A 25,028-nucleotide genomic window follows, 5' to 3' on the forward strand; every position below is an offset into this window, starting at 1 on the left:
ACGCCGGGGCAATCTTGGCGTGAAGGATATTCTTGACGCCTTAATGACCGATCCCCGCTTGCTCCTTATGTCAGTAGCTCTGTCGCTGGTACTGGTAGGGGCAGGTTTTTTGCTTTTGCGGCTGCGTTATCAACAAAAACTTGCACTGGCGGCGCTAGAGCATTCTCAGGAAGTAGGCGAGTGGCAGGCGGCTGTTTCCCGTCTGGAGGAAAGGTTGGCAGGTGAAGGTCAGGCGGCGGCCGATAAGCTGGAACTGCTGCAGGGCGCGCGCAAGCAAATGAGTGACGAGTTCAATAGTCTCGCCAACCGGATTTTTGAAGAGAAGAGTGAGCGCCTGTTGGAAAACAGTAAAAACACTCTGCAACATACGCTCTCGCCGCTGCAGAATCAGCTGCAAGAATTTCGCAAGCGGGTTGATCACGTGTATGACACTGAAAGCCGCGACCGGGTTTCGCTGTTGCACGAGCTCAATCAACTCAAGCTACTTAACAAACAGATGTCCGAGGATGCGGTAAATCTGACGCGGGCACTCAAGGGCGATAAGAAGGCGCAGGGCAACTGGGGTGAAGTTGTGCTGGAGCGGGTGTTGGAAGAATCCGGATTGCGTAAAGGCTACGAATATGAAACTCAGGTCTCACTGCAGTCTGCTGGTGGCGAACGGCGGATGCCTGACGTGGTGGTGCGACTGCCTGAGGAAAAGGACATCATTATTGATGCCAAGGTGTCCTTGGTTGACTATTCACGCTACGTGGCCAGCGACGATGAGTTAGAGAAGCGCGCCGCGCTGGCTGGTCACGTGCAGGCGATCAAAAACCATATCAAAGGCTTAAGCATCAAGGATTACGATGGACTGGAAGGAGTCCGGACGCTCGACTTTGTGCTCATGTTTATTCCCATCGAGTCTGCTTTCATGGCGGCTTTTGATGCGGAACCGGACATGTTCAGAACTGCTTACGACAAGCAGGTTATCGTAGTCAGTCCAACCACCCTGCTGGCGACACTGCGCACGGTGCAGTCAATCTGGCGCTACGAGCAGCAAAACAAGAATGCTGAAAAAATCGCCAATCAGGCAGGGGCGATTCATGACCAGTTTGCGCTGGTGCTGGAGTCACTGTCTGAAGTCGGCAAGCACCTTGATAAGGCCAGAGGTTCTTGGGATAAAACCCGCGATCGTCTTAACAGCGGGCGCGGTAATCTGGTAAGAAGAGTCCAACAGTTGCAGGAGTTGGGTGCGCGTACGCGCAAAACTCTGCCGCCGGATATGACAGATAGTGACGCAGAAGACTCGGCGCGATTAACAGACAGTAACCCTGATGAGGAGAATTTGAAGTGAGCTTTCCAAAAGTTGGCAACCTGGCACCCGTCCTGACTTTGACAGATCAAAACGGCGATAAGGTAAGTCTCAAGGACTTTCGTGGCGAGAGTAACGTGGTCTTGTATTTTTACCCCAAAGCGCTGACTCCCGGTTGCACGAATCAGGCCTGTGGTATCAGGGACCATCGCAAGGCGTTTGCGAAAGCTAATACCACCGTGCTGGCAGTCAGCCCTGACCCAGTGAAAAAGCTGGTGAAGTTCGTAGACAAGCACGGTCTGGACTTTACCCTGCTGTCGGATGAAGATCTGGTAGCCACGAAAAAGTATGGGTGTTGGGCGCTGAAGAAATTCATGGGTAAAGAATACATGGGTGTACTGCGAACCACTTTTATCATCGGCAAAGACGGTCGCCTCAAGCATATAATGGATAAAGTTAAGACCAAGAGTCACGATGCAGACGTATTGGCGCTAATCGATGAGCTAGGTCTGAAGGACTAGCCGCACAGGCTAGTCGTTTTCAGGGGTAGGAAGTATGGACACAGCGAATTGGGATCACACTACCGATTTTTTGGTTGTCGGCAGTGGTGGTGGTGGTATGACCGGTGCCATTACTGCGGCTGATGCTGGCGCTGATGTATTGGTTGTTGAAAAGACCGAACAGTATGGCGGTACTACCAGCATGTCGGGTGGTGTGATCTGGGTGCCGAACAACCACCTGATGAAGGCCGCAGGTATTGACGATAGCGAAGCTGAAGCTTGGCAGTATCTTGAGAGGGTGACTGCTGGTGAGGTGAGTGAAGAGCGTCTGCGCGCCTATATAGAAAAGGCACCGGAAATGCTGTTAGCGCTGGAGCGTAGCGGCGATGTGAAGTTTGCGGCTGCGGTGACTTACATGGACTATTACCCTGAGTTTCCCGGTGGAAAACCGGGTGGCCGCTCGCTCGAACCTGCACCTTTCTCGGCGCGTAAGCTTGACGGCCGTGAACCGCAGCAGCGCGCTTCGCATCAGGGCAAGATCATGAAAATATCCATGACCGCAGGGGAAGGTCGCAAGCTGGTTAATTTTACCTGGCGCAGTTGGCTGGTACTGGCGCGACTCATGTTGCGTTACTACCTGGATATTCCATCGCGTCTGCGTGGGCTACCCGATAATCGCATGACGTTTGGACGTTCTCTGGGCGCTCAATTACGCGCAGCACTGGCGCGGCGTGATATACCGCTGTGGCTGAATACCAGTTTTCAGGAATTGGTGTTGGAGCAGGGCGTAGTCGTGGGAGCGGTCGTGCAGCGTGGACAGGAGCGGTTACGCATTCGCGCACGGCGCGGTGTGCTGTTAGCTGCTGGTGGTTTTGATCATAACGAAGCGCTGCGGCGCAAGCATCACCCGGCCGGTTGGCAGCCGGGCTGGGCGGCGGGTAACCCTGGCAACACCGGCGATGCCATCACGGCTGGCACCGACGTAGGTGCGGCACTGGAGTTTATGCACTGCGCCTGGTGGACCCCCACTTACCTGATGCCCGACGGGCATGCCGAGGCATTGATTGCGGGTAAATCTATGCCGGGCTCTATTTTTGTGAATGCACTGGGCGAACGCTTTGCTAACGAAGCGGCACCCTATGAGGATTTAGTTAAAGCCCAATTCGCGGCTCACAGTGACAGCTCATCAACGGTACCTTGCTATATGGTGGTAGACGCCACCTATCGCAATAAGTACCCAATCGGACCTGTTGGCCCCGGCAAGGCAATGCCTGATGAACTCATACCGGGTGAGCTAAAACGCGCGGGTTTTCTGCGACGCGCCGACACTCTCGAAGAACTCGCGGGTTTGTTAGGGATCGATGAGGCTGGATTGAGTCGCACCGTCGCTCGCTTTAACCAATTCGCTGTGGACGGCAAAGACCCGGATTTTGGCCGCGGTGACAGCTTGCATGATCGCTACTACAGTGACCCGTCTGTGGCACCGAATCCCAGCCTGGCGCCATTGCAAAAGGCACCGTTTTACGCCATTCAGATACAGGCGGGTGATCTGGGCACCAAAGGCGGGCTGAAGACCGACGCCAACGGCGCGGTGCTGGATCAGCAGGATGCGATAATTCCAGGCTTATACGCCGCCGGTAACTGTTCGGGTGCCGTCATGGGTAACAGCTATCCAGGCGCGGGTTCAACTATTGGTCCTGCTATGACCTTTGCCTGGCTAGCGGCCCAGCATGCCATGTCAGATCAGGTACAATAGCGGCCCTTTTCCTTAAGAGCTTGCTATGTCTGAGCTGATTTACCCGCATTCCGAAGTGCCTGCACCCGGGGCTGTGATCGAAGTCGCCCCCGGCGTGCATTGGCTGCGCATGCCGCTGCCCATGGCACTGGACCATATCAATCTGTACTTGCTGGAAGATGATGACGGCTGGTGGATAATAGATACCGGTATAGCACTGGGTGATACTGAAAAACTCTGGCAGCAGATTTTTGATGAGGTGCTGGGTGATAAACCAGTCAAAGCCGTGCTCTGTACGCATATGCACCCGGACCACTGTGGAGTGGCGGGATGGCTCTGTGATACCTGGAAGGTGCCACTGTATATGACCATGGGCGAGTATCTAACGGCCCGTAGTTTTAGCAAAATGACCGTCGACGACCTGACCTGGACCACGGAGCAGTACTACCGTGGAGCAGGGATGGATGCCGACTATCTGGATAATATGAAAAAGAATTTTGGTGGCTTCGGTTCCGTGGTGAAGCCACTGCCGGGAGCGTACCGGCGGCTCGAGGATTCTGATTACCTGACCATTGGTGGGGTGCGCTGGCGGATCATAGTGGGAGCAGGGCATTCGCCTGAACATGCCTGTCTATATAGTGCTGCGCTGAACCTATTGATTAGCGGAGATCAGGTGATTCCAAGGATCACTTCAAATGTGAGTGTGTCGCCGATGGAGCCGGAGGGCAATCCGCTGCGTCAGTGGCTTGCTTCGCATCAGCATTTTCTCGAGCAGTTGCCGTCGGATGCTCTGGTGTTGCCAGCTCACAATACTCCCTTTTATGGTCTACATGACCGTCTACGTTATCTTGTGCAGCATCACGAAGATCACCTGCTGGCATTGGAAGAGGCCTGTCAGCAGCAGCCCAGCTCAGCCAAGGAGCTGTTACCGGTGTTGTTCAAACGTGAGCTCGATGCTAATACTATTGGAATGGCGTTGGGCGAGTGTGTGGCACACCTGAATTACCTGACCCGGCGTGGGCAACTGCGGCGAGACACCGATGCCAATGGTTGCTATCGCTACGTCTCCGTAGATGAAACCTTAGACCAACGTCTGCGTATGAGCGGGCACGAGCCGGATGAGGCGCCAATGATGGTCTAGCACTCCGCTCGCTTGATATTACCTATTTATAGCTTATAGTTTTTCTCTGTTTATACATCATTGAAGGAACGTACTATGTCAGGTTGTCCGCATATAGACTTAACTGATCCAGATACCTATCGGGGAGGTGCGCCGCGCGAGGTGTTTCGCTATCTACGCAACGAAGAACCGATTTACTGGCATGAGGACCCCGCACAAGGCGTCGGGTTTTGGGCGGTTACCAAGCAAAAAGACGTCGATTACATCTCCAAGAATCCGCTGCTGTTTTCTTCAGAAGTGAAGAGCTGTCTATTGCATGAGTCGGAGCCAGATCGCATTGAGCTGATGGCCAACCAGATGATCAATATGGATCCGCCCAGACACCTCAAGTATCGACGTCTGGTACGCAGTGCATTCACTCCCAAAAAAGTTGATTCTTACACCGAACGTTTTCGCCAAATTGCACGTGATATTGTCGCCGCCGCCATAGAAGGGGGCCAGTGTGAGTTTGTTAAGGACGTTGCTGCCGACCTGCCATTGATTGCTATCTGCGAATTGATGGGTGTGCCGCTAGAGCGTCGTGAGCGATTGTTTGAGCTGACCAATATTATGATTGGTATGGACGACCCGGAGCTTGCGACTACCGACGAAGACGGTTTGAATGCCATGGCCGAGATGTTTTTCATGGCGCAGACACTTGCAGAAGAGCATCGCGCCAATCCTGCCGATGATATTGTTAATGTGCTGCTAACGGGCACCGTGGAAGAAGAGCCGCTCACCGACGAGGAGTTCTGTCACTTTTTCCTCTTGCTTATAGTTGCAGGCAACGAAACTACCCGTACCGTGACCAGCCATGGCATGCGTTTACTGATCGAACACCCTGAGCAGTACCAGCAGTTGGTCGATAACCCAGACTTGCTGGAAGGCGCGATTGAGGAAATATTGCGTTATAACCCTGCAGTTATAGCTTTTCGTCGCACAGCTACCGAAGATGTAGAGCTGAGTGGAAAGACCATTAAGGCAGGAGACAAGGTAGAAATATTCTATGCCGCTGCCAGTGCGGATGAAGATGTGTTTACCGATGTCGATAGCTTTGATATTTTTCGAGCTGAGCGAGAGGACGTACGCAATGGCCACCGTGCCTTTGGTGTAGGCGAACACTTTTGCCTGGGTTCGCATTTGGCGCGGCTGGAGTTGAAGGTTATTTTTACTGAGATTCTCAAATATGTACGCAACCCACGCCTCAATGGTGACATCAATTGGCTGCGCTCAAACTTCATTAGCGGTATCAAGTCTATGCCTATAGCTTTTGACGTTGCTGACCAATAGGACTGTGCAATGACTATGAAATATATTGATGTAACTGAGCCAGGCGGCGCCGAGACACTGATACTGGCAACAGGTGATCGGCCAGTGGCTGCCGCTGACGAAGTGTTGATTCAGGTAGCGGCCGCAGGCATTAACCGCGCTGATATTATTCAACGCATGGGCTTCTATCCGCCGCCGCCAGGAGCCTCTCCCATTCTAGGTCTTGAAGTCGCAGGCGAAGTTTGTGCTGTGGGTGCTGAAGTCTCGCGCTGGCAGGTGGGCGATAAGGTCTGCGCGCTGCTCGGTGGCGGTGGTTATGCTGAGTATGCAACAGCGAAGGCGCTGGAATGTATGCCAATTCCCAAGGGCTATACCATGGCACAGGCGGCGGCATTACCCGAAGCGCTGCTGACTGTTTGGACCAACGTAATGCAACGGGTTGCCTTACAGCCGGGTGAAACGTTTCTGGTGCATGGCGGTTCCAGTGGTATCGGTACCACGGCGATCCAGTTAGCGCGTCAGCTTGGGTGCCGCGTGTTTGCCACGGCCGGTAGCGCCGAGAAGGTGGCGGTCTGTGAACGTCTGGGTGCTGAGATAGCGGTTAACTACAAGGAACAAGACTTTGTGGAGGTTCTGGTTAAAGCAACTGACGGTAGCGGAGTCGATGTCATTCTCGATATGGTCGGCGGTGATTACGTTGATCGTAATATCACGCTGGCCGCCGCCGACGGACGTATTGTTAATATTGCCTACTTGCAAGGCTCCAAAGTCGAGGTCAATTTGATGCCGGTAATGCTAAAGCGGCTGCAGATAACGGGCTCTACGCTGCGTGCACGGCCCGCGGCCTTTAAGGCCGAGCTGACTGCTGCGGTAGAGGCTACAGTTTGGCCTTGGTTGGAGGCTGGTGATATAGCACCGGTCATTCACGAAACTTTCCCCGCGGCGCAGGCTGCAGAAGCGCATCGCCTGATGGAAGCCAGCGATCATATCGGCAAACTGATTTTGAGCTGGGAGTCCTAGTCGTGTCAGTAAGCGGAAAACATATACTGATAACAGGCGCCACCGCGGGTATTGGCACCGCCAGCGCTCACTTGTTGGCCGCAGCGGGGGCCAGGCTGACGCTGTTAGCACGCAACAAGGCCAAGGCGGAGCAAGTTGCAGCTGATGTGGCAGCGACTAGTGGCGGGCCACCACCGCAGATACTGATTGCTGATTTTGCTAGCTTGGAGTCAGTCCGCGAAGCGGGTGCAGCCTTTGCAGCCAGTGGCGAACCGCTGGATATACTGCTCAACAATGCGGGCGTGGTATGCACCAGTCGCCGCGAGACCATCGATGGCTTTGAGGAAACTTTCGCCGTTAATCACCTGGCGCCTTTCCTGCTTACCGGGTTGTTGCTGCCCCGTTTACGGGAGTCAGCGACGGCGCGCATCGTCAACGTATCATCGGGCGCACATGCGTTCTCACGGGATATGGGGTTTGGTGATTTACAGGCCGAGCAAGGTTTCAAGACGTTCAGAGAATATGGCCGCTCCAAGCTCGCCAATATTTTGTTCACACGCTATTTGTCAAACCAACTGCAGGCTGAAGGCATCACTGTGAACTGTCTTCACCCTGGCGCTGTCAGAACCGATCTTGGCACACAGAACGGCGGCGTGATGAGCAAAGTATTGCCACTGCTGCTGCGTCCTTTCTTTAAGACGCCGGAGCAGGGCGCGGCTACTTCAGTGTTTCTGTGCGCTGATCCCAGCGTCGCGAAGGTTAGTGGCGAGTACTATATTAACTGTAAGCAGGCCAAGACCAGGCCTTGGGCTCAGGATGACGAGGCGGCTGCCAGGCTCTGGCAGGTCAGCGAAGAATTAACCGGTTTCAGTTACCCATGGGCTGCCCACTAAAGCAGCCTGATATCTCACGGAGGCAAAGCGTTATGTTGTCACAGCAAGAAATGTCAGACCGATTTGAAATTCAGGATCTCTGTTACCGCTACGCAGAGCTGGTAGATACGCGCAATTTTGATGCGCTGGCTACGGATGTTTTTACCGCCGACGCGCACATTGACTACAGCGAGCTGGGGGGCAGTGTGGGTAATCTGCAGGACACTATCAGCTTTCTGAAAAAGGCACTAACGCCAGAGACCTTTCCGAGTCACCAGCACCTAAACGGTAACATTCAGATTTCGTTGCAGGGTGACAAGGCAAGCGGGCGGGTAATGCTGTTTAACCCCCAGGAAATGAGCTTACCTGAGGGCGGCACGCAGATATTTGTATGTGGCCTTTGGTATCTGGACAAGTACGTGCGAACACCAGCTGGGTGGCGCATGCAGGAGCGGGTTGAGGAGAAGAGCTATGTCTTCAATGCGCCAGATTTCTTGAATCTCTAATGGCAGGAGTAGACGGTTCTATGCGATTTACCGATAAGCGAGTATTTGTCAGCGGGGCTGCTTCGGGTATTGGCCGCTCTGTGGCACTAGCATTTGCCTCTGAGGGTGCCAGAGTATTGGTTGCCGACCTCAATGACAGCGGTCTGGAAGAAACCATTGATATGGCAGGCACGGCTGGCGAACGCATGGTTGCGCGTCATTTTGATGCCAGTAGTCGTGAACAATGCTTCGCTATGGTGGAGGAGTGCGTCAAGGCTTTTGACGGCTTGGACGTGCAATGCAACATCGCAGGATTTGCGCGTTCACGGCATTTTACCGATTACACTGAGCAAGATTGGCAGCAAATGCTGTCGGTTAATCTTTCAGGAGTTTTCTACAGCTGCCAAGCGGCCATACCCGAATTACTGGCTAGCGGCGGTAATATCGTCAATATGGCGTCGTCGGCAGGTTTGGTCGGACAGGCCTATCAAGCCAGCTATTGTGCTACTAAAGGTGGCGTAGTTATGCTCTCTAAAGCGCTGGCGATGGAATATACCAAACAGGGACTGCGCGTTAATGCCGTATGTCCTGGCGCTGTTAATACGCCTCTTGCCGCAAAATTTGAAATCCCTGAAGGCGCCGATGGCAAACTGATAGAGCGACTGTTCCCTCTGGTCGACTCGGCCGAGCCAGAGGAGGTCGCCGCGCTGGTACTTTACCTCGCTTCAGAGCAGGCACGCTTTGTAAGCGGAGTTGCCTTACCTATCGATGGCGCGCAAACCGCAGGCTAGGGGCTTTTGCTCAGGTTCGCCCAGGACTCGGGGAGATATTCCAGCTCTATGCTGTCCACACAACGTGCCAGCTGGCTTTCAAGCGCTTCTAACTGGTCTTCTCCCGCTTTCAACGCGTATTCTTTTCGTACTTCGAGAACAACGTTCATGCTGTCCCTTACCATTTCCCGGCCCCGCTCGGTCAACCTGATTTTCTTGGCACGTCGGTCATTACCATCGATATCGCGTGCTACGTAACCGAGGCGCTCCAGTTCCTTCAAAATTTTACCCATGGCCTGCTGCGTAATTTGAGCGCGTTCAGCCAGTTCCGTCACTCTGACCGCTCCCAAGCCCAGGTTCGAGAACACCGCTGAATGACAAGGTCGCACATCAGCATGTCCGCGCTGGTGCAGTACCTTGAGAATTCTGCGTTCGTAGTCTCTACCAAACTCCAGTAGCAGTCGCGACAAGTTATTGGATAGCTGGTATGCCAAATGTGTATCGTTAGTTGAAGGGGTCATGATTCTCACCTTAGTTGGTTGCCGCATCCTTACGGTTTAAAAAACGGCCTTTGTTCTAAAGGCGATTGCGCATTATGCAGATTTCATCAATATATACGAGAGATATGTCCCCGTGGATGACGGAATTGTGACGTTAGCGTAGAATCGCGACTTTTCCTGATCTGAGCGCGCGCATGGCAAGCATCATCACTTTTAACGCCAATGGTATTCGCTCAGCTGCGCGGAAGGGTTTCTTTGAGTGGATGCTCGAACAGAACGCTGACGTCGTGTGCGTACAGGAGACCAAAGCTCAGGAGCACCAGCTCGACGATGCAGTGTTTCATCCAGCGGGCTACCATTGTTTTTATAATGATGCTGAGAAAAAGGGCTACAGCGGTACTGCGATATATTCTCGTATCGCCCCACGTGAGGTGATCTCCAGTCTGGGTTGGGATCCTGCGGATTCAGAAGGTCGTTACCTGCAAGCGGACTTCGAGAAATTCAGCGTAATTTCGCTATATTTGCCTTCAGGATCGTCCAGTGATGAGGGTCTGGCAAAAAAATATCGTTTCATGGACGCTTTCTATGATCATTTAGCCAGCCTCAGACGTAAGCGACGTGAGTTTGTTATTTGTGCAGACTGGAATATCTGCCATAAGGAAATTGATCTCAAAAATTGGCGTCCGAATAGGAAAAATTCAGGTTTTTTGCCCGCAGAGCGGGCCTGGTTATCACGAGTGTATGACGAGCTGGGCTATGTCGATTCCTTTCGCGAGATTAATCAATTGGAAGAGCAGTACACCTGGTGGTCGAATCGCGGTCAGGCTTACGCCAACAACGTTGGATGGCGCCTGGATTACCAAGTCATCACTCCCGGTTTGCGCTCCAGGGTGCGCGCTGGCAGTATCTACCGTGAGCAAAAATTTTCCGATCATGCGCCCCATACTATGGAGTTTGATTGGGACATTAACCCCTGATACATTAGCCGCCCCCTAACTAAGGTAAACCTCATGAGTCTATTGATTCCAGCTGCCCACGCCCAAGCCGCCGGTGACGCTCCTGCCGGTGGAGAAATGTTTCAGATTTTCTTCCTCGTCGGCCTGTTTGTACTGTTTTATTTCATTGCAATTCGCCCACAGCGAAAACGCCAAAAAGAGCATACGGAAATGGTTTCCGCACTCGGTAAAGGCGATGAGGTAGTCACCACCAGCGGAATTCTCGGCAAAATCGTCAAGCTGGAAGATAACTTTGCGGTGCTGCTGGTGGCTGAAAAAGTAGAGCTAAAATTTCAGCGCAGTCATATCAATGCCGTGCTTCCCAAGGGAACTCTCAAGTCAATTCAGTAAACGGTCTACTTAAGCCGCTCTGACATGACACCGGGTTACCCACCCAGAATCGAACTGGCGCAGCTGCCAACGCCGCTGCAGCCTATGCACCGGTTGGCAGCAGCACTGGGCATTAAGCATAGGCTGTGGATCAAGCGTGATGATTTTACTGACTCCGCGATGGGTGGCAATAAGCTTCGCAAACTGGAGTTTGTGTGTGCCGAGGCTATCGCACAAGGTTGTGACATGCTCATAACCTGTGGCGGTCTGCAATCAAATCACTGCCGCGCTACTGCACTGACTGGGGCTCGACTCGGTTTGCCAGTGCATTTAATACTGCGTGGTAGTCCAGAACCCGCAGATGGTAATTTGTTACTGGACCATCTGGCTGGAGCGACGATCAGTTGTTATCCGCCCGCCACTTACGTGCCTCATTTCGAGTCACTGCAAAACCAATGGCTGCAACATTACCGCGGGCAGGGCTTTAAACCCTGGTTCATACCCACTGGCGCCAGTGATGGCATTGGTGTCTGGGGCTATATCAATGCCGCTGGGGAACTGGCGGCGGATATGCAGGCCTGCGCTATTGAATCAGCCGATGTGGTGTGCGCTACAGGCTCGGGTGGCACGCAGGCGGGCCTGACGCTGGGCGCGCACTTGCATGAGTTATCGGCACGGGTGTGGGGCGTCAATGTGTGTGATGACGCTGCCTGGTTTCAGCGCAAGGTCAAAGAAGATGTTGCTGCATGGGCGCTGCGCTACACCCCTGGTCAGCCTGCGCCAGAGCTTAATGTGCGGGTGATTGATGGCTATGTGGGCCCGGGTTATGCGCGGGCTGACGCAGAGATATTTGCCACCATCAGTCAATTGGCCAGCACTGAAGGTATCGTGTTAGACCCTGTTTACACCGGCAAGGCCTTTCATGGCATGCTAGAAGAGCTGAAACAGGGGCGCTTTGGCGACGATGGTGATGTGGTGTTTGTGCATACCGGCGGTATCTTTGGCGTTTTTCCTCAGCGCGACGGGTTTTCGCAACCCATCGATCATTCCGGTGCTAATGACGCGATCGGTTAAAGACGACACACAACAATAAGAGCTAACGGCGCGGGCTATAGCGACCCGGCGGGGCACAATTAATGACAGAGTTTATTCAAACCATAAACGGGTGGGCCTGGGGTCCATTCATGCTGATTTTGCTGCTGGGCACGGGTTTGTACCTCAACCTTGGCCTGCGGTTTATGACTATTCGCAATATTCCCGCGGGCTTTCGCCTGCTGTTTAAAGGCCGTAAAGGCCAGGGCGCCGGTGAAATTAGCCCGTTCAGCGCGTTAATGACTTCGCTGTCGGCGACTATAGGCACCGGTAATATAGCGGGAGTCGCTACAGCCTTAGTGTTGGGTGGTCCAGGCGCTCTGTTCTGGATGTGGATCACTGCACTACTGGGCATGGCGACCAAATACGCTGAAGCGGTATTGGCTGTGCATTTTCGTGAGAAGGATGCGCAGGGTCGTTACTGTGGCGGCCCTATGTATTACATCAAAAACGGCTTGCATCGGCGTTGGCACTGGTTAGGTTTTTTGTTTGCTTTGTTCGGTAGTCTTGCGGGTTTTGGGCTTGCCAATACCGTGCAATCCAATTCGGTCTCACAGGTCCTGTTCACTGGTTTCGATATACCGCCGCTTTATACCGGGCTGGTATTGATGGTGCTGGTGGGTGCCGTGGTACTGGGCGGCATCAAGCGCATTGCACGTGTAGCCAGTTGGCTGGTGCCGTTTATGGCGATTGCCTATATCTGCCTGGGTCTGGTGGTTATTGGCATGCATCTGAGCGAGGTGCCGGCGGCCATTGTGTATATCGTCGACAGTGCCATGAATGGCGCCGCGGCAGCGGGCGGATTTGCTGGTGCCAGTGTCTGGTTGGCGCTGCGTTTTGGCGTCGCGCGGGGCATATTTTCCAATGAAGCGGGGCTAGGCAGTGCCCCTATTGCCCACGCCGCCGCGCAAACCGATCAGCCAGTACAGCAGGGTATGGTCGCCATGTTGGGTACATTTATAGACACTCTTATTGTCTGCACCATTACCGGCCTGGTGATTGTGATTATGGATGTTTTGCCTAGCGGCCAAACCGGTGCAGCGTTGACCGCCATGGCTTACGCCAAGGCGTTGCCGGGTGGAGATCTGGTGGTGACGGTCGGGCTATGTTTGTTTGCCTTTACCACGATGATCGGTTGGTCGTACTACGGTGAACGTTGTGTGGTCTATCTGGTGGGAGTGCGCGGTATTCTGCCGTTTCGGATACTCTGGGTGCTGGCCATTCCGATAGGTACTATGACCGAGCTCAACTTGATCTGGTTGGTTGCCGATACGCTCAATGCGTTTATGGCGATCCCCAACCTGATTGCGCTGCTGCTGCTGGGACCGTTGGTATTCCGTCTTACTCGTGAGCACTTCGAGAGTGACACTTGAATGGTGAGTGAGTAGCGCTCATACCTTCGTCTAGCGCTGTTCATGCAGCCCATTACTCGCTATGCTTTGGTACACGTCGAATCTGCAAGGTAGCTGGTAATGGCTGATAATCTCGGCGAAAAACTCATCATCGCAATCAGTTCACGGGCGCTGTTCGATCTCGATGCCAGTCATGCAGTTTATGAGAAAGAAGGGCTGGAGGCATACTCACGTTATCAGATAGAGCGTGAGGATGAGCCACTGCCACCTGGGGAGGCTTTTCCCATGGTGAAGAAATTGCTGCGCATCAACGATTCTTTGGCCGGCGAAAACCGGGTGGAGGTGGTGCTGACCTCGCGCAATAGCGCCGATACCGGGTTGCGGGTTTTTAATTCCATGCAACATTACGGGCTCAAGATTGAGCGCGCCGCTTTTTGTGGCGGTGCCAGTCCGTATCCTTACGTAACCGCCTTTGGCACGCACCTGTTTCTCTCCACCGAGCCCAGTGACGTGCGCCAAGCTCTGGAGCAAGGCATTGCCGCCGCGACATTGGTGTCGCGCAAGGGCGGTGGTGATGATCAGGGGCAGCTGCGCTTTGCGTTTGATGGTGATGCGGTCTTGTTTTCTGATGAGGCAGAAAGGGTCTTCAAGTCCAGCGGTCTGGAAGCTTTTCAGGATAGCGAGCAGGCCGCCGCCCACGAGCCACTCAGCGGCGGACCGTTCAAGCCGTTTCTGGCGGCCTTACAGAAAATTCAACAAGAGTTCCCCGCCACCGAATCACCGATACGCACGGCCCTTGTTACCGCCCGTTCAGCCCCCGCCCATGAACGGGTTATCCGCACTCTACGAGCCTGGAATATCCGCATCGATGAGTCAATTTTTCTAGGCGGTCTGGACAAGACTGAGTTTCTCCGCGCCTATCAGGCAGATGTCTTTTTCGATGATCAGCAAACTCATTGTGACTCAGCCAGCTCCCATATCGCTACGGGTCATGTGCCGCACGGAATCGCTAATCAATAGCTTTGCTGTTATGCCCAAAGTTGATTTGCTTTTGCCCTGTTAATGGCTATTCTTTATAAGGAGAACACCCTTGTTTACTTGCGGAGTGCCCAGTGAAACTACAGCAGCTTAGATACATTTGGGAGGTGGCGCATCACGATCTCAACGTATCCGCCACGGCACAAAGCCTGTTTACCTCGCAACCTGGTATCAGTAAGCAGATTCGTTTGCTGGAAGATGAATTGGGGGTAGAGATTTTTTCCCGCTCGGGTAAGCACCTGACGCATGTGACACCTGCGGGTGAAGAAATCTTGCGCACCGCGGGAGAAATATTGCGCAAGGTGGAAAACATCAAGTCGGTCGCGCAAGAGTTCAGTGAGGAGAAAAAGGGCAGTCTCTCGGTAGCAACCACCCATACACAGGCGCGCTATGCGCTGCCTGACAGTATCAGTCAGTTTATAGATCACTACCCTGATGTGGCCCTGCATATGCATCAGGGCACGCCGATGCAGATATCAGAGATGGCCGCCGATGGGGCCGTTGATTTTGCGATTGCTACCGAAGCGCTGGAGCTGTTCAGTGACCTGGTTATGATGCCTTGCTATCGCTGGAATCGATGTATCCTGGTTCCCCGCGACCACCCGCTGGCGCAGTCATCCCGGGTAACGTTGGAAGAAGTGGCGGCGGAGCCACTGATTACTTATGTGTTTGGCTTTACCGGTCGCTCGCGTCTGGATGAGGCTTTTGTTTCCAAAGGGCTCTCGCCCAAGGTTGTGTTTACCGCTGCTGATGCCGACGTCATAAAAACCTATGTGCGTTTGGGGCTTGGGGTAGGGATTGTGGCTCACATGGCCTACGACCCAAAGGTTGATGCAGACCTGATTGCGCTGGACGCAAGCCACCTGTTTGCCCCGAGTATCACCAGCATTGGTTGCCGACGCGGGACTTTCCTGCGCGGCTATATGTATCGCTTTATAGAGTTATTTGCGCCGCACCTGAATCGTGACCTTGTCGATCGGGCGTTTGCCTGCTCCAGTCGTGCGGAACTCGACCGTTTGTTTTCGCAACAGCAGCTGCCTACGTTATAAATTCCGGGCGGCGGTGCAGGCGCACTTTCACTTGTCAAAATCATGCTTAATCGTTACTGTGTGCGCCTTTAAAGTAGCCTGAGGAATTCGTCTGTGGAACTGGTATGTCTTGATCTGGAAGGGGTTCTGGTACCTGAAATATGGATAGAATTTGCCGAAAGAACAGGCATTGATGAACTGCGAGCGACTACCCGCGATATCCCTGACTACGATGTGTTAATGCGCCAACGTCTGGCTTTGCTGGATCAGCATGGGCTTAAGATAGATGACATACAGCGGGTTATAGCTGACATGGCTCCGCTGGAAGGTGCCATAGAGTTTGTAGAATGGCTACGTGAACACTTCCAACTGATTATTTTGTCAGACACTTTCTATGAGTTTTCCCATCCTTTGATGCGTCAGTTATCCTGGCCAACACTGTTCTGCCATCGTCTGGTGGTAGAGGCAGATGGTCGTGTCAGTGACTACAAACTCCGTCAGAAAGACCCCAAGCGCGCCTCCGTAAAGGCCTTTCACAGTCTGAACTATCACATCATTGCGGCAGGTGATTCCTATAACGATACAACAATGCTCGAAGAGGCCGACGTGGGCATTTTGTTTCATGCACCACAAAACGTGATTGATGAGTTTCCGCAATACGCTGCGGTGCAGGAATACGATGAGCTGAAACAATTAATTATCGCAGCCTCAGAGCGCGATATACCCTCCTGACATAGCGGTAGAGGCCGCCTATTCGGTGGCCTGAGTGGCTTCCAGCGCGCTTAAGAAGGTACCCACCTTGTCAAAAGTCTCTTGATATTCGCGCTCCCAGTTTGAGTCGGCGACGATGCCGCCGCCACCCCAGCACAACATTTTACTGGCCTGAGTTTGCAATGTGCGGATCGCAATATTGCTGTCCATACGTCCATCCGGGCTAATATAGAACAGCGAGCCGCAATAGGCCCGACGCTGATCAGGTTCCAGTTCTTCAATAATTTCCATAGACCGGCGCTTGGGTGCACCTGTTATCGATCCGCCGGGAAAGCAGTCGCGCAGTAAGGTGTAAGCATCGCGATCGGGCAGTAGTTCGCCTTTAATAGTGCTGACCAGATGGTGCACCGTGGGAAAACTCTCCAGCTCAAAGAGCTTTTCTACATGAATGCTTCCGGCGACGCAGCTACGCCCTAAATCGTTGCGCAGCAAATCCACTATCATCAAGTTCTCCGCGCGGTCTTTAGGCGAGTGCCTAAGCTCGTTGGCGCTGAGGGCGTCCGCGCCAGGATCTGCGTGGCGCGGTCTGGTGCCTTTGATTGGTCGAGTTTCTACCGTGTGGCCGTGCAGGCTAAGAAAGCGCTCCGGGGATAAACACAGTAGTTGCTCCCCGTCACTCAGCTGCATAAACCCGGCAAATGGCGCGGCCGCGAGAGGACGTAACAGTCGATAGGCGCTCCATGCGTCTCCCTCGTAATCTGCGCTGAAGCGCTGCGCCAGATTCACCTGATAGCAGTCGCCTTGCAGAATATAGCGCTGAATGCTTCGAAATGCGTCTCGATAGCTCGTGGCGCTGAAGTTGGATGAGAAATCCTCCTGCAGCTGGAACGGCTTTGGCTTGCTGATTAGGGGCTGACGTAGAGCTCGCAGAAGTTGCTCGCGTTGACGCTGGGGTAGGGCTGGTAGGGCGGCAAAGGTGCAGCGTTGTCGCAGGTGATCCTGAACCACAGACCAGAGATAGTAGCCCAGCTGGCCGGCGGCAGCATTGCTGGTAGGGAGGTGTTGCAGCGGCTTGCCAGCCTCGTAGGGTAAATGGCCCGCGACACCACCGTAGAACGGCAGGTCCTCTGCGGGTGCTGATATCCCGCCGAATAGCTCACGATGGAGCTGCCTCTGTTCCTCGAATGAATTGACAACTGCGTCGTAACTATTTGAGGTAGATAGCTTTATCGATTCTGTATGAACAGGATCTGCGGTGATAATATCGTAGCGACCGGCCTGACAGTGGGGAAAGCTCGAGTCCAGAAAGACAGCCCCCGGCAGGTCGCGGATCCGTTCGAACACAGCGCAGCTGTCGGGCTGATACGGTAGTTCCTGCAAAAAGACGGTATTGGCGGTCATACTCAAGCAAGGTGCCATTGAGGTTAATATTACTATGCGTAGAAATATTCAAATAATATTACGCAAAACGTTAGATGTAAGCGGTGAGCACACCAATTCTACGTCGCAGCCTACGCTTAATTTCGCCGTCCTCAGATTGACTTTAATGGCTCTTTTACTTAAAGTTAGCCGCCGTTTCTGTGGTCGCTAGGCATCCTATGCGCAGCGGCACTAACATGCAACCGTCCCGCGTCCTTAGGTGCTGTTAAGCAGTGCCGGGCAGAGCTTTCCACTGACTATGTCGGGGCATTACGAACCAGGAATATAGATTCTATGTGCAGTGACAAAACCGTGCTCGCGACTTTGCAAAACCCCTTTGCCGAAGCCACCGATATGGAGTTTTCGGTGCCGGGGCAGGTGGCAACAACCCCAGGTCTCTATGAACAGACGCTGAAAGCTGGCTACGAACTGCAACAGAAGCCCAGGCAAGCTGCCGGTGTGAAGGCGATAGAGCGCCAGCACCAGAAGCAGCGGATGACAATCTGGGAGCGAATCGCGGTACTTACCGACGAGGAACCTACCATTCTCTATCAGAATTGGGGGCCGAATCTGGACGGGGCATCGCTGGTTACCGCAATTATTAAGGTTAATGGTCGAGATGTGGCGCTATACGGTCACGACTTCACCGTCCGTGCCGGCTCTATGGATGCCACCAACGGCAAGAAACTGGCACGACTTTTTGAGCTTGCTGCAAAACGTCGGATACCGCTGGTAGGTTTAAACGATAGCGCCGGGGCCTATATCCCGGCTGGCGTTGGCGGCCTTGATGGCTACGCCGATGCATTTACCGCATTGCGTAAAATATCTGGTGTCGTACCCAGTATCATGTGTATGTTCGGGTTTAATGCCGGCGGTGGCTCCTACTTACCGCGCCAAGGCAGTTTCCTAATCCAACCCAACGATACCTTCTTTGGTCTGACCGGCCCGGGAGTGGTGAAGTCGGTGCTGGGTGAGGATGTTACCCCGGACGAGTTGGGTGGCCCCAAGGTGCACAGCCAGAGCGGCGTCAACGATTTTGTAGTGCCCGATGAAGTGGCGGCACTGAAAAAAGTGCGTGAATTGCTCAACTATTTGCCGAGCTACAACGGCGAGTTGGCGCCGCACCAGCGATCGTCCGACCCCGTGACTCGCAAAACCTGGGATATCGACATCCTGCTGAAGAAGGCTTTTAACTCGCCCACAGGTTTCAATACGCCCATTGATATCAGCATAATGATCCAGCAGCTGTGCGACCACGGTGATTTTCTTGAGATACAGCCAGACAGGGCACGCAATACGGTGACGGCTCTGGGTCGAATGGGCGGTAACGTTATCGGCTTTGTGGCGAACAATAGCGCGGTGGCTTCCGGCCAAATTGATATTGGCGCTGCTTACAAAAACGCGCGCTTTATACGCTTTTGTAATCTCTACAACATCCCGGTTATTTTCCTGGAAGACACTACTGGCTTTCTGCCGGGGCGTGAACAGGAAGAGGGCGGCATCGTGCAGGCCGGACGTGCCATGCTTGATTCAATTGTGGATCTGCGCACACCACGCTTCCTGGTGTTGGTGCGTAACGCCTTTGGCGGCGCCTATGCTTCTTACAACAATTACCCCACTGGTGCAGATTTTGTAGTCGCTCTGCCCACCACTCGTCTGGCAGTTATGGGTCCGGCTGGCGTGGAGTATGTTTACAAAGATGAACTGCGCGCTATTCGCGGCGCTGTGAAGTCTCGAGTGGCAGAGGCTGAGCAGCAGCAACTTGATGCCGGCCTCAGCAAAGCGGAGGCCGCGGCCAATGCCAAGGCGTTGGTTGAGGATTGGGTCAAGGTACAGGAACAGGAATTGGCCGTGCGCTACGAGCGCGAATTGATGAACCCGAATGAGGCGCTCAGTCTTGGTTCGATCTCACAAATTGTCATGCCCTCAGAACTGCGTCAGGTACTCACAGAGAACATGGAGTTTCATCTGCGTCATTACCAGCCAGAACCGATGGCTGGCACGCAGCGTGAATTTCACTAAAACAGCACCCGGTAGCCTACAAGGAAACAACCGTGTCCAACGACTTTTATCTGAATAACCCTCTCATTCACGCCGATCGACAACTGGCCAACCACTCCTCCAATTGGGTGCGTCAGTTTTCCTGTGAGCATCTGCGTCCGCTGATTATTTGCCGCGGTCCGATCCGTAAGGAAGCGATGGATGTCTTTACCGAAATGGGCATTAGCCACTTCGGCATACTGCTGTCCGAGAAAGACAGCATTGTCTATCGTAATGCGCTGGCTCCCGAGCTACGTCAATTCACCGACCCTGACCGGGTCCACCGGGTTCCTGATTACTCAGGTGCCAACAAGGAAGAGCGTAATCAACGTATTGCGCAGATCATCGGTATAGCTCGCGACAACGGCTACAACAGTATTTTTGCTGGCTACGGTTTCATGGCAGAAGACGAAGCCATGGTCGCCGCTATGGAAGGCGCCGGTCTTAATTTCATCGGCCCTTGTTCCCGCACCGTGCATGATGCTGGGCTCAAGGATGAAGCCAAGCGTACCGCGCTTCAGGTCGGTGTTAGTGTGACCCCCGGCATTGATAACGGAACTGCTTTGACGCTGCTGAAGAAGCATCCTGATACAGCCGCATTACAGGCGCTGGCGCAAGAGCATGGCCTCACTGTTGCAGGACTTGATGATGAAACTTTAAGCCTTGAAGCGCGCGCTGACTTGGTGCTAGCCGCTTCCTACAAAAAGGGCATCGATATTTATACCGTCGATGAACTGGCCGAGACGCTGACTGAAGCGGTAGAGCGGATGGCAGCGGAGTACCCGCAGAACCGTGTTCGCCTGAAGGCGATTAGTGGCGGCGGCGGCAAGGGCCAGCGTATATTAGCCATAGGCGAGGCGGCAAAAACACCAGAAATGGTGCGCGAAATTTTAAATGAAGTGAAGACCACTGGCGTTGGTGATAACAAGAACGTGCTGGTCGAGCTGAATATTGAAACAACTCGACATCAGGAAATCCAGGTGCTGGGTAACGGCCAATGGTCGTTGTCACTCGGTGGTCGTGACTGCTCGCTGCAGATGCATGAGCAGAAGCTTCTGGAAGTATCGGTTACGCAGGAGAGCTTGTCGCGTGCGCATGAAGATGCAGTAGCTGGCGGACGTGAGCAGGAAGCAGAGGTGCTGGCGCAGGACCTGGTGACGCTGCGAGGCATGGAGACCGAAGCTGAGCGCTTTGGCGAAGCTGTAGGACTGGATTCAGTATCTACCTTTGAATGTATCGTGGATCGGGATAAGCATTTCTTTATGGAAATGAATACCCGTATTCAAGTTGAACACCGGGTATCGGAATTGTGCTACGGGCTGCGTTTTAGTAATCCGGACAATGCAGAAGACAGCTTTGTGGTTAACTCATTGGTAGAGACCATGGTGTTGCTGGCAGCGCACGGACCACACATGCCCAAGCCCGAGCGTGTTTTACGTAGCAATGACACGGTAGAGGCTCGCCTTAACGCCACCAATCAGGCTCTGCGCCCCAATGCTGGCGGCGTCATCGAATATTGGTCAGATGCGTCTGCGGGTGAGATCAGGGATGACCAGGGCATAAGCCTGCATAACCCCGATACCGACGTGTTTATGAAGTACACACTAGCGGGCGCCTATGATTCAAATATTGCACTGCTGCTGACCGAAGGCGAAAGCCGGCTACAGACTTATCAGCGTATGGCCGAGGTGATTCGGCGCACCAAACTTAGTGGACGCGATCTTGCTACCAACCTCGAGTTTCACTACGGGTTGGTCAACTGGTTTATTGGCCAGAATATCAATGCTCGACCCACGACCCGCTTTATCGTGCCGTACCTGACGGCCGTGGGTGAACTCAAGCGACTGGCGAATAACATTGACCTGGTGTTGGCTTACGATCGCTTGGGTAAGGCGGCCCTGGAACACCAGCCAGAAACCGCTCGAGCGGCGTATCAACAAACACTGGAGAGCAAATACTCCCTGTTGCGCCGACCGCTGGCAGAACTGCTGGCAGAGCCACATGTGATGGCAGGGTGGCTGTCGGTAAACCAACACAACTATAAGCTCCAGGGCGGTGGTATTGAGTGGCTGGTTAATCCCATCCAATTACTGGCTGACACCTATTATTTTCTGGATATGGAGTATCGTGACGACCTGCCCGCGGCGCAGGTTATCTGGGACCACGATCATGAGTTGTTGCAGGCAGCCTTGGATTTTTACGCGCAATTGAGCGAGCGCTTGCAGGTCCAGAGCTGGGCTGATGTGCAGGCTAAACTGCAGCTTAGTGCAGCCGAGGTCGGTCAGGATGAAGAGCTCTGGGTCTCGATACAGGCAGCGCATCTCGGCTTCCAAAGCGGTATGGATATCTTGGCAGTATTGCCGTTCATTGCAGCCAGCACCGGTTTTTTCGATCTCACGGTGAACCCGGATCTGACCATCAATATTCCAGAGCGACTGCTCGACACAGAGCTGCAGGATCTTATGGCCAAGGTACTGGCGCCGCCGCCTATGGCGAGTTCGGATGAGATTCTGGCAGCCAGCGGTGGTATGTTCTATCCGCGCGAAACGCCAGAGCATGAGGCCTATGTGGAACTGGGTCAGCATTTTGAAGCAGGTGACCCACTCTACATCGTTGAAGTCATGAAGATGTTCAATAAGGTTTACGCGCCATTTTCTGGCACAGTAGACGCCGTATTAGTTGAAGGTGATGGCGTGATCATTTCCAAGGGGCAGCCGCTGTTCAAAATCACGCCTGATGAAGTGGTAGTAATCGAGTCGCCGGATGATGTTCGTGCACGCCGCCGCGTTGTGACCAACGAATTTGTAGAAAGTATGCACTGAGGATTTATCGATGATTACAGCTCTTGATCATATAGCCATAGCCGTCCCCGACCTGGACAAGGCCATCAAACGGTTTATGGAAGATTTCGGTCTCCCTTTTGACGGCACGGAAGACGTGGAGGCGGCAAAAACCACCACCGCTTTTTTCCCATTGCCCCCCACTAATATTGAACTGGTGCATCCGCTGCGAGGCGAGGGGGCAATAGCCAAATACCTGGAGAAGAAGCCCGGAGGCTTGCATCATTTGTGTTTCCGCAGCGACAACCTGGAAGAGGATATAGAGCGCCTCAAGGCCAAGGGCTATCAGTTCCTGGCCGATGAACCGAGCCCGGGCGCGCACAATTCCAGAGTTATCTTTATTCATCCCAAGAGCTGCGACGGGGTTTTGGTTGAACTTAATCAGCCTGCAGCTGAGCACTAGGGCGAGAGCAATATTATGAGTGATTCAATTTACGATAAAGCCAACACAACGCCTGAACAGTGGGCGCAAGTGGCAGCGAAGCAGATGAAAGGTAAGTCACCCGACACCTTGGTGTCTGAGACTGCCGAGGGCATAGACGTTAAACCGTTGTATACGGCTGCGGATATCGAAGACCTCGAGTACACCGACACCATGCCGGGCATGTCTCCTTATGTACGAGGCCCGCAGGCCACTATGTACGCAGGGCGCCCATGGACTATTCGGCAGTACGCCGGGTTTTCCACGGCAGAAGAGTCCAATGCTTTTTATCGCAAGGCGCTGGCCGCTGGTGGGCAGGGTGTGTCAGTGGCGTTTGATTTGGCCACTCACCGCGGCTATGACTCCGACCATCCAAGGGTTACCGGTGATGTGGGTAAGGCAGGCGTAGCGATCGATTCGGTTGAGGATATGAAGATATTGTTCGATGCTATACCGCTGGATAAAGTATCGGTATCGATGACCATGAATGGCGCGGTCCTACCGGTGTTGGCTGGCTACATCGTGGCTGCAGAAGAACAGGGTGTCAGCCAGGCCGATCTGGCAGGGACCATTCAGAACGATATCCTTAAAGAGTTCATGGTCCGTAATACCTACATTTATCCGCCCGCGCCGAGTATGAAAATTATTGGCGATATTATCGCCTACTGTACTGAGCACATGCCGCGCTTCAATACGATCAGCATCTCCGGATATCACATCCAGGAAGCTGGCGCTAATGCTGCACTTGAACTCGCTTATACCCTGGCCGACGGCAAAGAGTATATTCGCACCGCGTTGGCTTCTGGCCTGGATATTGATCAGTTTGCGCCCCGGTTGTCGTTTTTCTGGGGCATTGGCATGAACTTCTATATGGAAATTGCCAAAATGCGCGCGGCACGTCTGCTGTGGACACGCATCGTTAGTGAGTTTAATCCCAAGAACCCGAAAAGCGCCATGCTACGAACCCATAGTCAGACTTCAGGCTGGTCACTGACCGAGCAAGACCCCTACAACAATGTGGTGCGCACAACCATTGAAGCCATGGCAGCTGTATTTGGCGGCACTCAGTCACTGCATACCAATGCGTTAGACGAAGCCATTGCGCTGCCTACCGAGTTTTCGTCGCGAATTGCGCGCAATACGCAGCTGATCATTCAGGAAGAAACCGGCATTACCAACGTGGTCGATCCCTGGGGCGGCTCCTACATGATGGAAAGCCTGACGCAGGAAATAGCGGATAAGGCATGGGAGCTGATTGAAGAAGTTGAGGAGCAGGGCGGCATGGCCAAGTCGATTGAGACGGGTCTGCCAAAACTGCGCATCGAGGAAGCTGCCGCGCGTAAGCAGGCGCGTATTGACCGCGGCGATGACGTCATCGTTGGGGTCAATAAATATATCCTCGACGAAGAAGAAGACGTTGAGATACTGCAAATAGACAACGATGCAGTGCGTGACTCGCAGGTAGCCAGACTGGCTGAAATTAGAGCGGCCCGTGACCAGAGTGCGATAGACGAAATTCTTGAGCAGATATACCAATGCGCTCACAGTGGCGAAGGTAACCTGTTGGCGTTGGCTATTGAAGCAACCCGCAGGCGTGCCACTGTCGGCGAGATATCAGACGCTATGGAGCGAGAGTTTGGGCGTTTCAAGGCCCAGTCGCAGACTGTTTCTGGTATCTACGGTGCGGCTTTTCACGAAGACGAGGACTGGCAGGGTATTAGTGGCGACATCGATACCTTCGTTGAGGAGTATGGTCGGCGTCCACGTATGCTGGTTTGTAAAATGGGTCAGGATGGACACGATCGTGGCGCCAAAGTCATTGCCACCGCGTTCGCCGATGTTGGTTTTGATATTGATCTGTCACCTATGTTTTCAACGCCAGCAGAAGTGGCCCGGCAGGCCGTCGAAAACGACGTACATGCGGTTGGTGCATCATCGCTTGCCGCGGGTCATAAGACGCTGGTGCCCGAGTTGGTAGAGGCGCTGCGACAAGAAGGTGCCGAAGATATTATTGTTATCGCTGGCGGGGTCATTCCACGCCAGGACTATGATGGGTTGTACGAAGCGGGCGTGAAATGCATCTTCGGACCAGGCACGCCGATACCGCAATGTGCGCGCGAAGTGTTGGCGGCAGTAAAGGCAGCCCAGGGCGATTGAGTCTGGCACAGTTCGGGAGAGAGCA

General features: G+C 53.6%; 22 protein-coding genes. 20 read left to right on the forward strand and 2 right to left on the reverse strand.

The features are described from left to right. Positions 1–19 precede the first annotated feature (19 nt). The 9 genes from EYC98_RS10045 (at position 20) to EYC98_RS10085 (ending at position 9,101) form a co-directional block, all read left to right on the forward strand. Positions 20–1,333: a DNA recombination protein RmuC gene (locus EYC98_RS10045; RefSeq protein WP_279245210.1), complete on the forward strand. Its 1,314-nt coding sequence runs from the start codon at positions 20–22 to the stop codon at positions 1,331–1,333. Further along, entirely contained in the window at positions 1,330–1,812 is a 483-nt protein-coding gene (bcp, locus tag EYC98_RS10050; RefSeq protein WP_279245211.1) for a thioredoxin-dependent thiol peroxidase, read from the forward strand. Before EYC98_RS10045 ends, bcp begins: the two co-directional genes overlap by 4 nt. A 34-nt stretch (positions 1,813–1,846) precedes the next feature. Next, on the forward strand, positions 1,847–3,547 hold the full coding sequence (locus EYC98_RS10055) for an FAD-binding protein (RefSeq protein ID WP_279245212.1): 1,701 nt from the start codon (positions 1,847–1,849) through the stop codon (positions 3,545–3,547). Between the two features lie 25 nt (positions 3,548–3,572). Beyond that, entirely contained in the window at positions 3,573–4,667 is a 1,095-nt protein-coding gene (locus EYC98_RS10060; RefSeq protein WP_279245213.1) for an MBL fold metallo-hydrolase, read from the forward strand. Positions 4,668–4,742: 75 nt separating this feature from the next. Next, positions 4,743–5,975 (forward strand): cytochrome P450, encoded by a 1,233-nt coding sequence (locus tag EYC98_RS10065; protein WP_279245214.1) that lies wholly within the window; start codon positions 4,743–4,745, stop codon positions 5,973–5,975. Between the two features lie 9 nt (positions 5,976–5,984). Then, complete coding sequence (locus EYC98_RS10070; RefSeq protein WP_320415550.1) at positions 5,985–6,974, forward strand: NAD(P)H-quinone oxidoreductase; 990 nt, start codon at positions 5,985–5,987, stop codon at positions 6,972–6,974. Between the two features lie 2 nt (positions 6,975–6,976). Next, positions 6,977–7,846: an SDR family oxidoreductase gene (locus tag EYC98_RS10075; RefSeq protein ID WP_279245215.1), complete on the forward strand. Its 870-nt coding sequence runs from the start codon at positions 6,977–6,979 to the stop codon at positions 7,844–7,846. 32 nt (positions 7,847–7,878) lie between these two features. After that, complete coding sequence (locus tag EYC98_RS10080; protein WP_279245216.1) at positions 7,879–8,331, forward strand: nuclear transport factor 2 family protein; 453 nt, start codon at positions 7,879–7,881, stop codon at positions 8,329–8,331. Between the two features lie 20 nt (positions 8,332–8,351). Further along, positions 8,352–9,101 carry an SDR family NAD(P)-dependent oxidoreductase gene (locus EYC98_RS10085; protein ID WP_279245217.1) on the forward strand — a complete coding sequence of 250 codons (750 nt, stop codon included), beginning with the start codon at positions 8,352–8,354 and terminating at the stop codon, positions 9,099–9,101. Here the strand turns inward: EYC98_RS10085 and EYC98_RS10090 are convergent. Beyond that, positions 9,098–9,601 (reverse strand): MarR family winged helix-turn-helix transcriptional regulator, encoded by a 504-nt coding sequence (locus tag EYC98_RS10090; protein WP_279245218.1) that lies wholly within the window; start codon positions 9,599–9,601, stop codon positions 9,098–9,100. The genes EYC98_RS10085 and EYC98_RS10090 overlap by 4 nt on opposite strands. A 173-nt stretch (positions 9,602–9,774) precedes the next feature. Between EYC98_RS10090 and EYC98_RS10095 the strand changes: the two genes are divergently transcribed. From EYC98_RS10095 to thrH, 7 genes are all read left to right on the forward strand, one after another. Further along, positions 9,775–10,557 (forward strand): exodeoxyribonuclease III, encoded by a 783-nt coding sequence (locus EYC98_RS10095; RefSeq protein WP_279245219.1) that lies wholly within the window; start codon positions 9,775–9,777, stop codon positions 10,555–10,557. 33 nt (positions 10,558–10,590) lie between these two features. Beyond that, a complete protein-coding gene (gene yajC, locus EYC98_RS10100; RefSeq protein WP_279245220.1) occupies positions 10,591–10,926 on the forward strand; it encodes a preprotein translocase subunit YajC in 336 nt (111 codons plus the stop codon). Between the two features lie 24 nt (positions 10,927–10,950). Then, on the forward strand, positions 10,951–11,979 hold the full coding sequence (locus tag EYC98_RS10105) for a D-cysteine desulfhydrase family protein (protein WP_279245221.1): 1,029 nt from the start codon (positions 10,951–10,953) through the stop codon (positions 11,977–11,979). A gap of 62 nt (positions 11,980–12,041) precedes the next feature. Further along, entirely contained in the window at positions 12,042–13,370 is a 1,329-nt protein-coding gene (locus EYC98_RS10110; RefSeq protein WP_279245222.1) for an alanine/glycine:cation symporter family protein, read from the forward strand. Between the two features lie 99 nt (positions 13,371–13,469). Then, complete coding sequence (locus EYC98_RS10115; protein WP_279245223.1) at positions 13,470–14,369, forward strand: 5'-nucleotidase; 900 nt, start codon at positions 13,470–13,472, stop codon at positions 14,367–14,369. Between the two features lie 92 nt (positions 14,370–14,461). Continuing rightward, a complete protein-coding gene (gene cysB, locus EYC98_RS10120; protein WP_279245224.1) occupies positions 14,462–15,436 on the forward strand; it encodes an HTH-type transcriptional regulator CysB in 975 nt (324 codons plus the stop codon). Positions 15,437–15,529: 93 nt separating this feature from the next. Further along, positions 15,530–16,147, forward strand: a complete 618-nt coding sequence (gene thrH, locus EYC98_RS10125) for a bifunctional phosphoserine phosphatase/homoserine phosphotransferase ThrH (protein WP_279245225.1) — start codon at positions 15,530–15,532, stop codon at positions 16,145–16,147. Positions 16,148–16,165: 18 nt separating this feature from the next. Here thrH and pabB read toward each other — a convergent pair whose 3' ends face one another. Next, on the reverse strand, positions 16,166–17,527 hold the full coding sequence (gene pabB / locus EYC98_RS10130; RefSeq protein WP_279245226.1) for an aminodeoxychorismate synthase component I: 1,362 nt from the start codon (positions 17,525–17,527) through the stop codon (positions 16,166–16,168). A 312-nt stretch (positions 17,528–17,839) separates the two neighbouring features. Here pabB and EYC98_RS10135 point away from each other — a divergent pair, with 312 nt between their 5' ends. The 4 genes from EYC98_RS10135 to scpA are packed head-to-tail and all read left to right on the forward strand — an operon-like array spanning position 17,840 to position 25,003. Further along, a complete protein-coding gene (locus tag EYC98_RS10135; RefSeq protein ID WP_279245227.1) occupies positions 17,840–19,567 on the forward strand; it encodes an acyl-CoA carboxylase subunit beta in 1,728 nt (575 codons plus the stop codon). A 32-nt stretch (positions 19,568–19,599) separates the two neighbouring features. Beyond that, the gene (locus tag EYC98_RS10140; RefSeq protein ID WP_279245228.1) at positions 19,600–22,407 is read left to right on the forward strand and encodes an ATP-binding protein; all 2,808 of its coding nucleotides are present in this window, start codon (positions 19,600–19,602) and stop codon (positions 22,405–22,407) included. 10 nt (positions 22,408–22,417) lie between these two features. Next, the gene (mce, locus tag EYC98_RS10145; RefSeq protein WP_279245229.1) at positions 22,418–22,828 is read left to right on the forward strand and encodes a methylmalonyl-CoA epimerase; all 411 of its coding nucleotides are present in this window, start codon (positions 22,418–22,420) and stop codon (positions 22,826–22,828) included. Between the two features lie 15 nt (positions 22,829–22,843). After that, entirely contained in the window at positions 22,844–25,003 is a 2,160-nt protein-coding gene (scpA, locus tag EYC98_RS10150) for a methylmalonyl-CoA mutase (protein WP_279245230.1), read from the forward strand. Positions 25,004–25,028 lie beyond the last annotated feature (25 nt).

This window comes from Candidatus Litorirhabdus singularis (assembly GCF_026262625.1).
GTDB classification, from domain to species: Bacteria; Pseudomonadota; Gammaproteobacteria; order Pseudomonadales; family Halieaceae; genus Litorirhabdus; species Litorirhabdus singularis.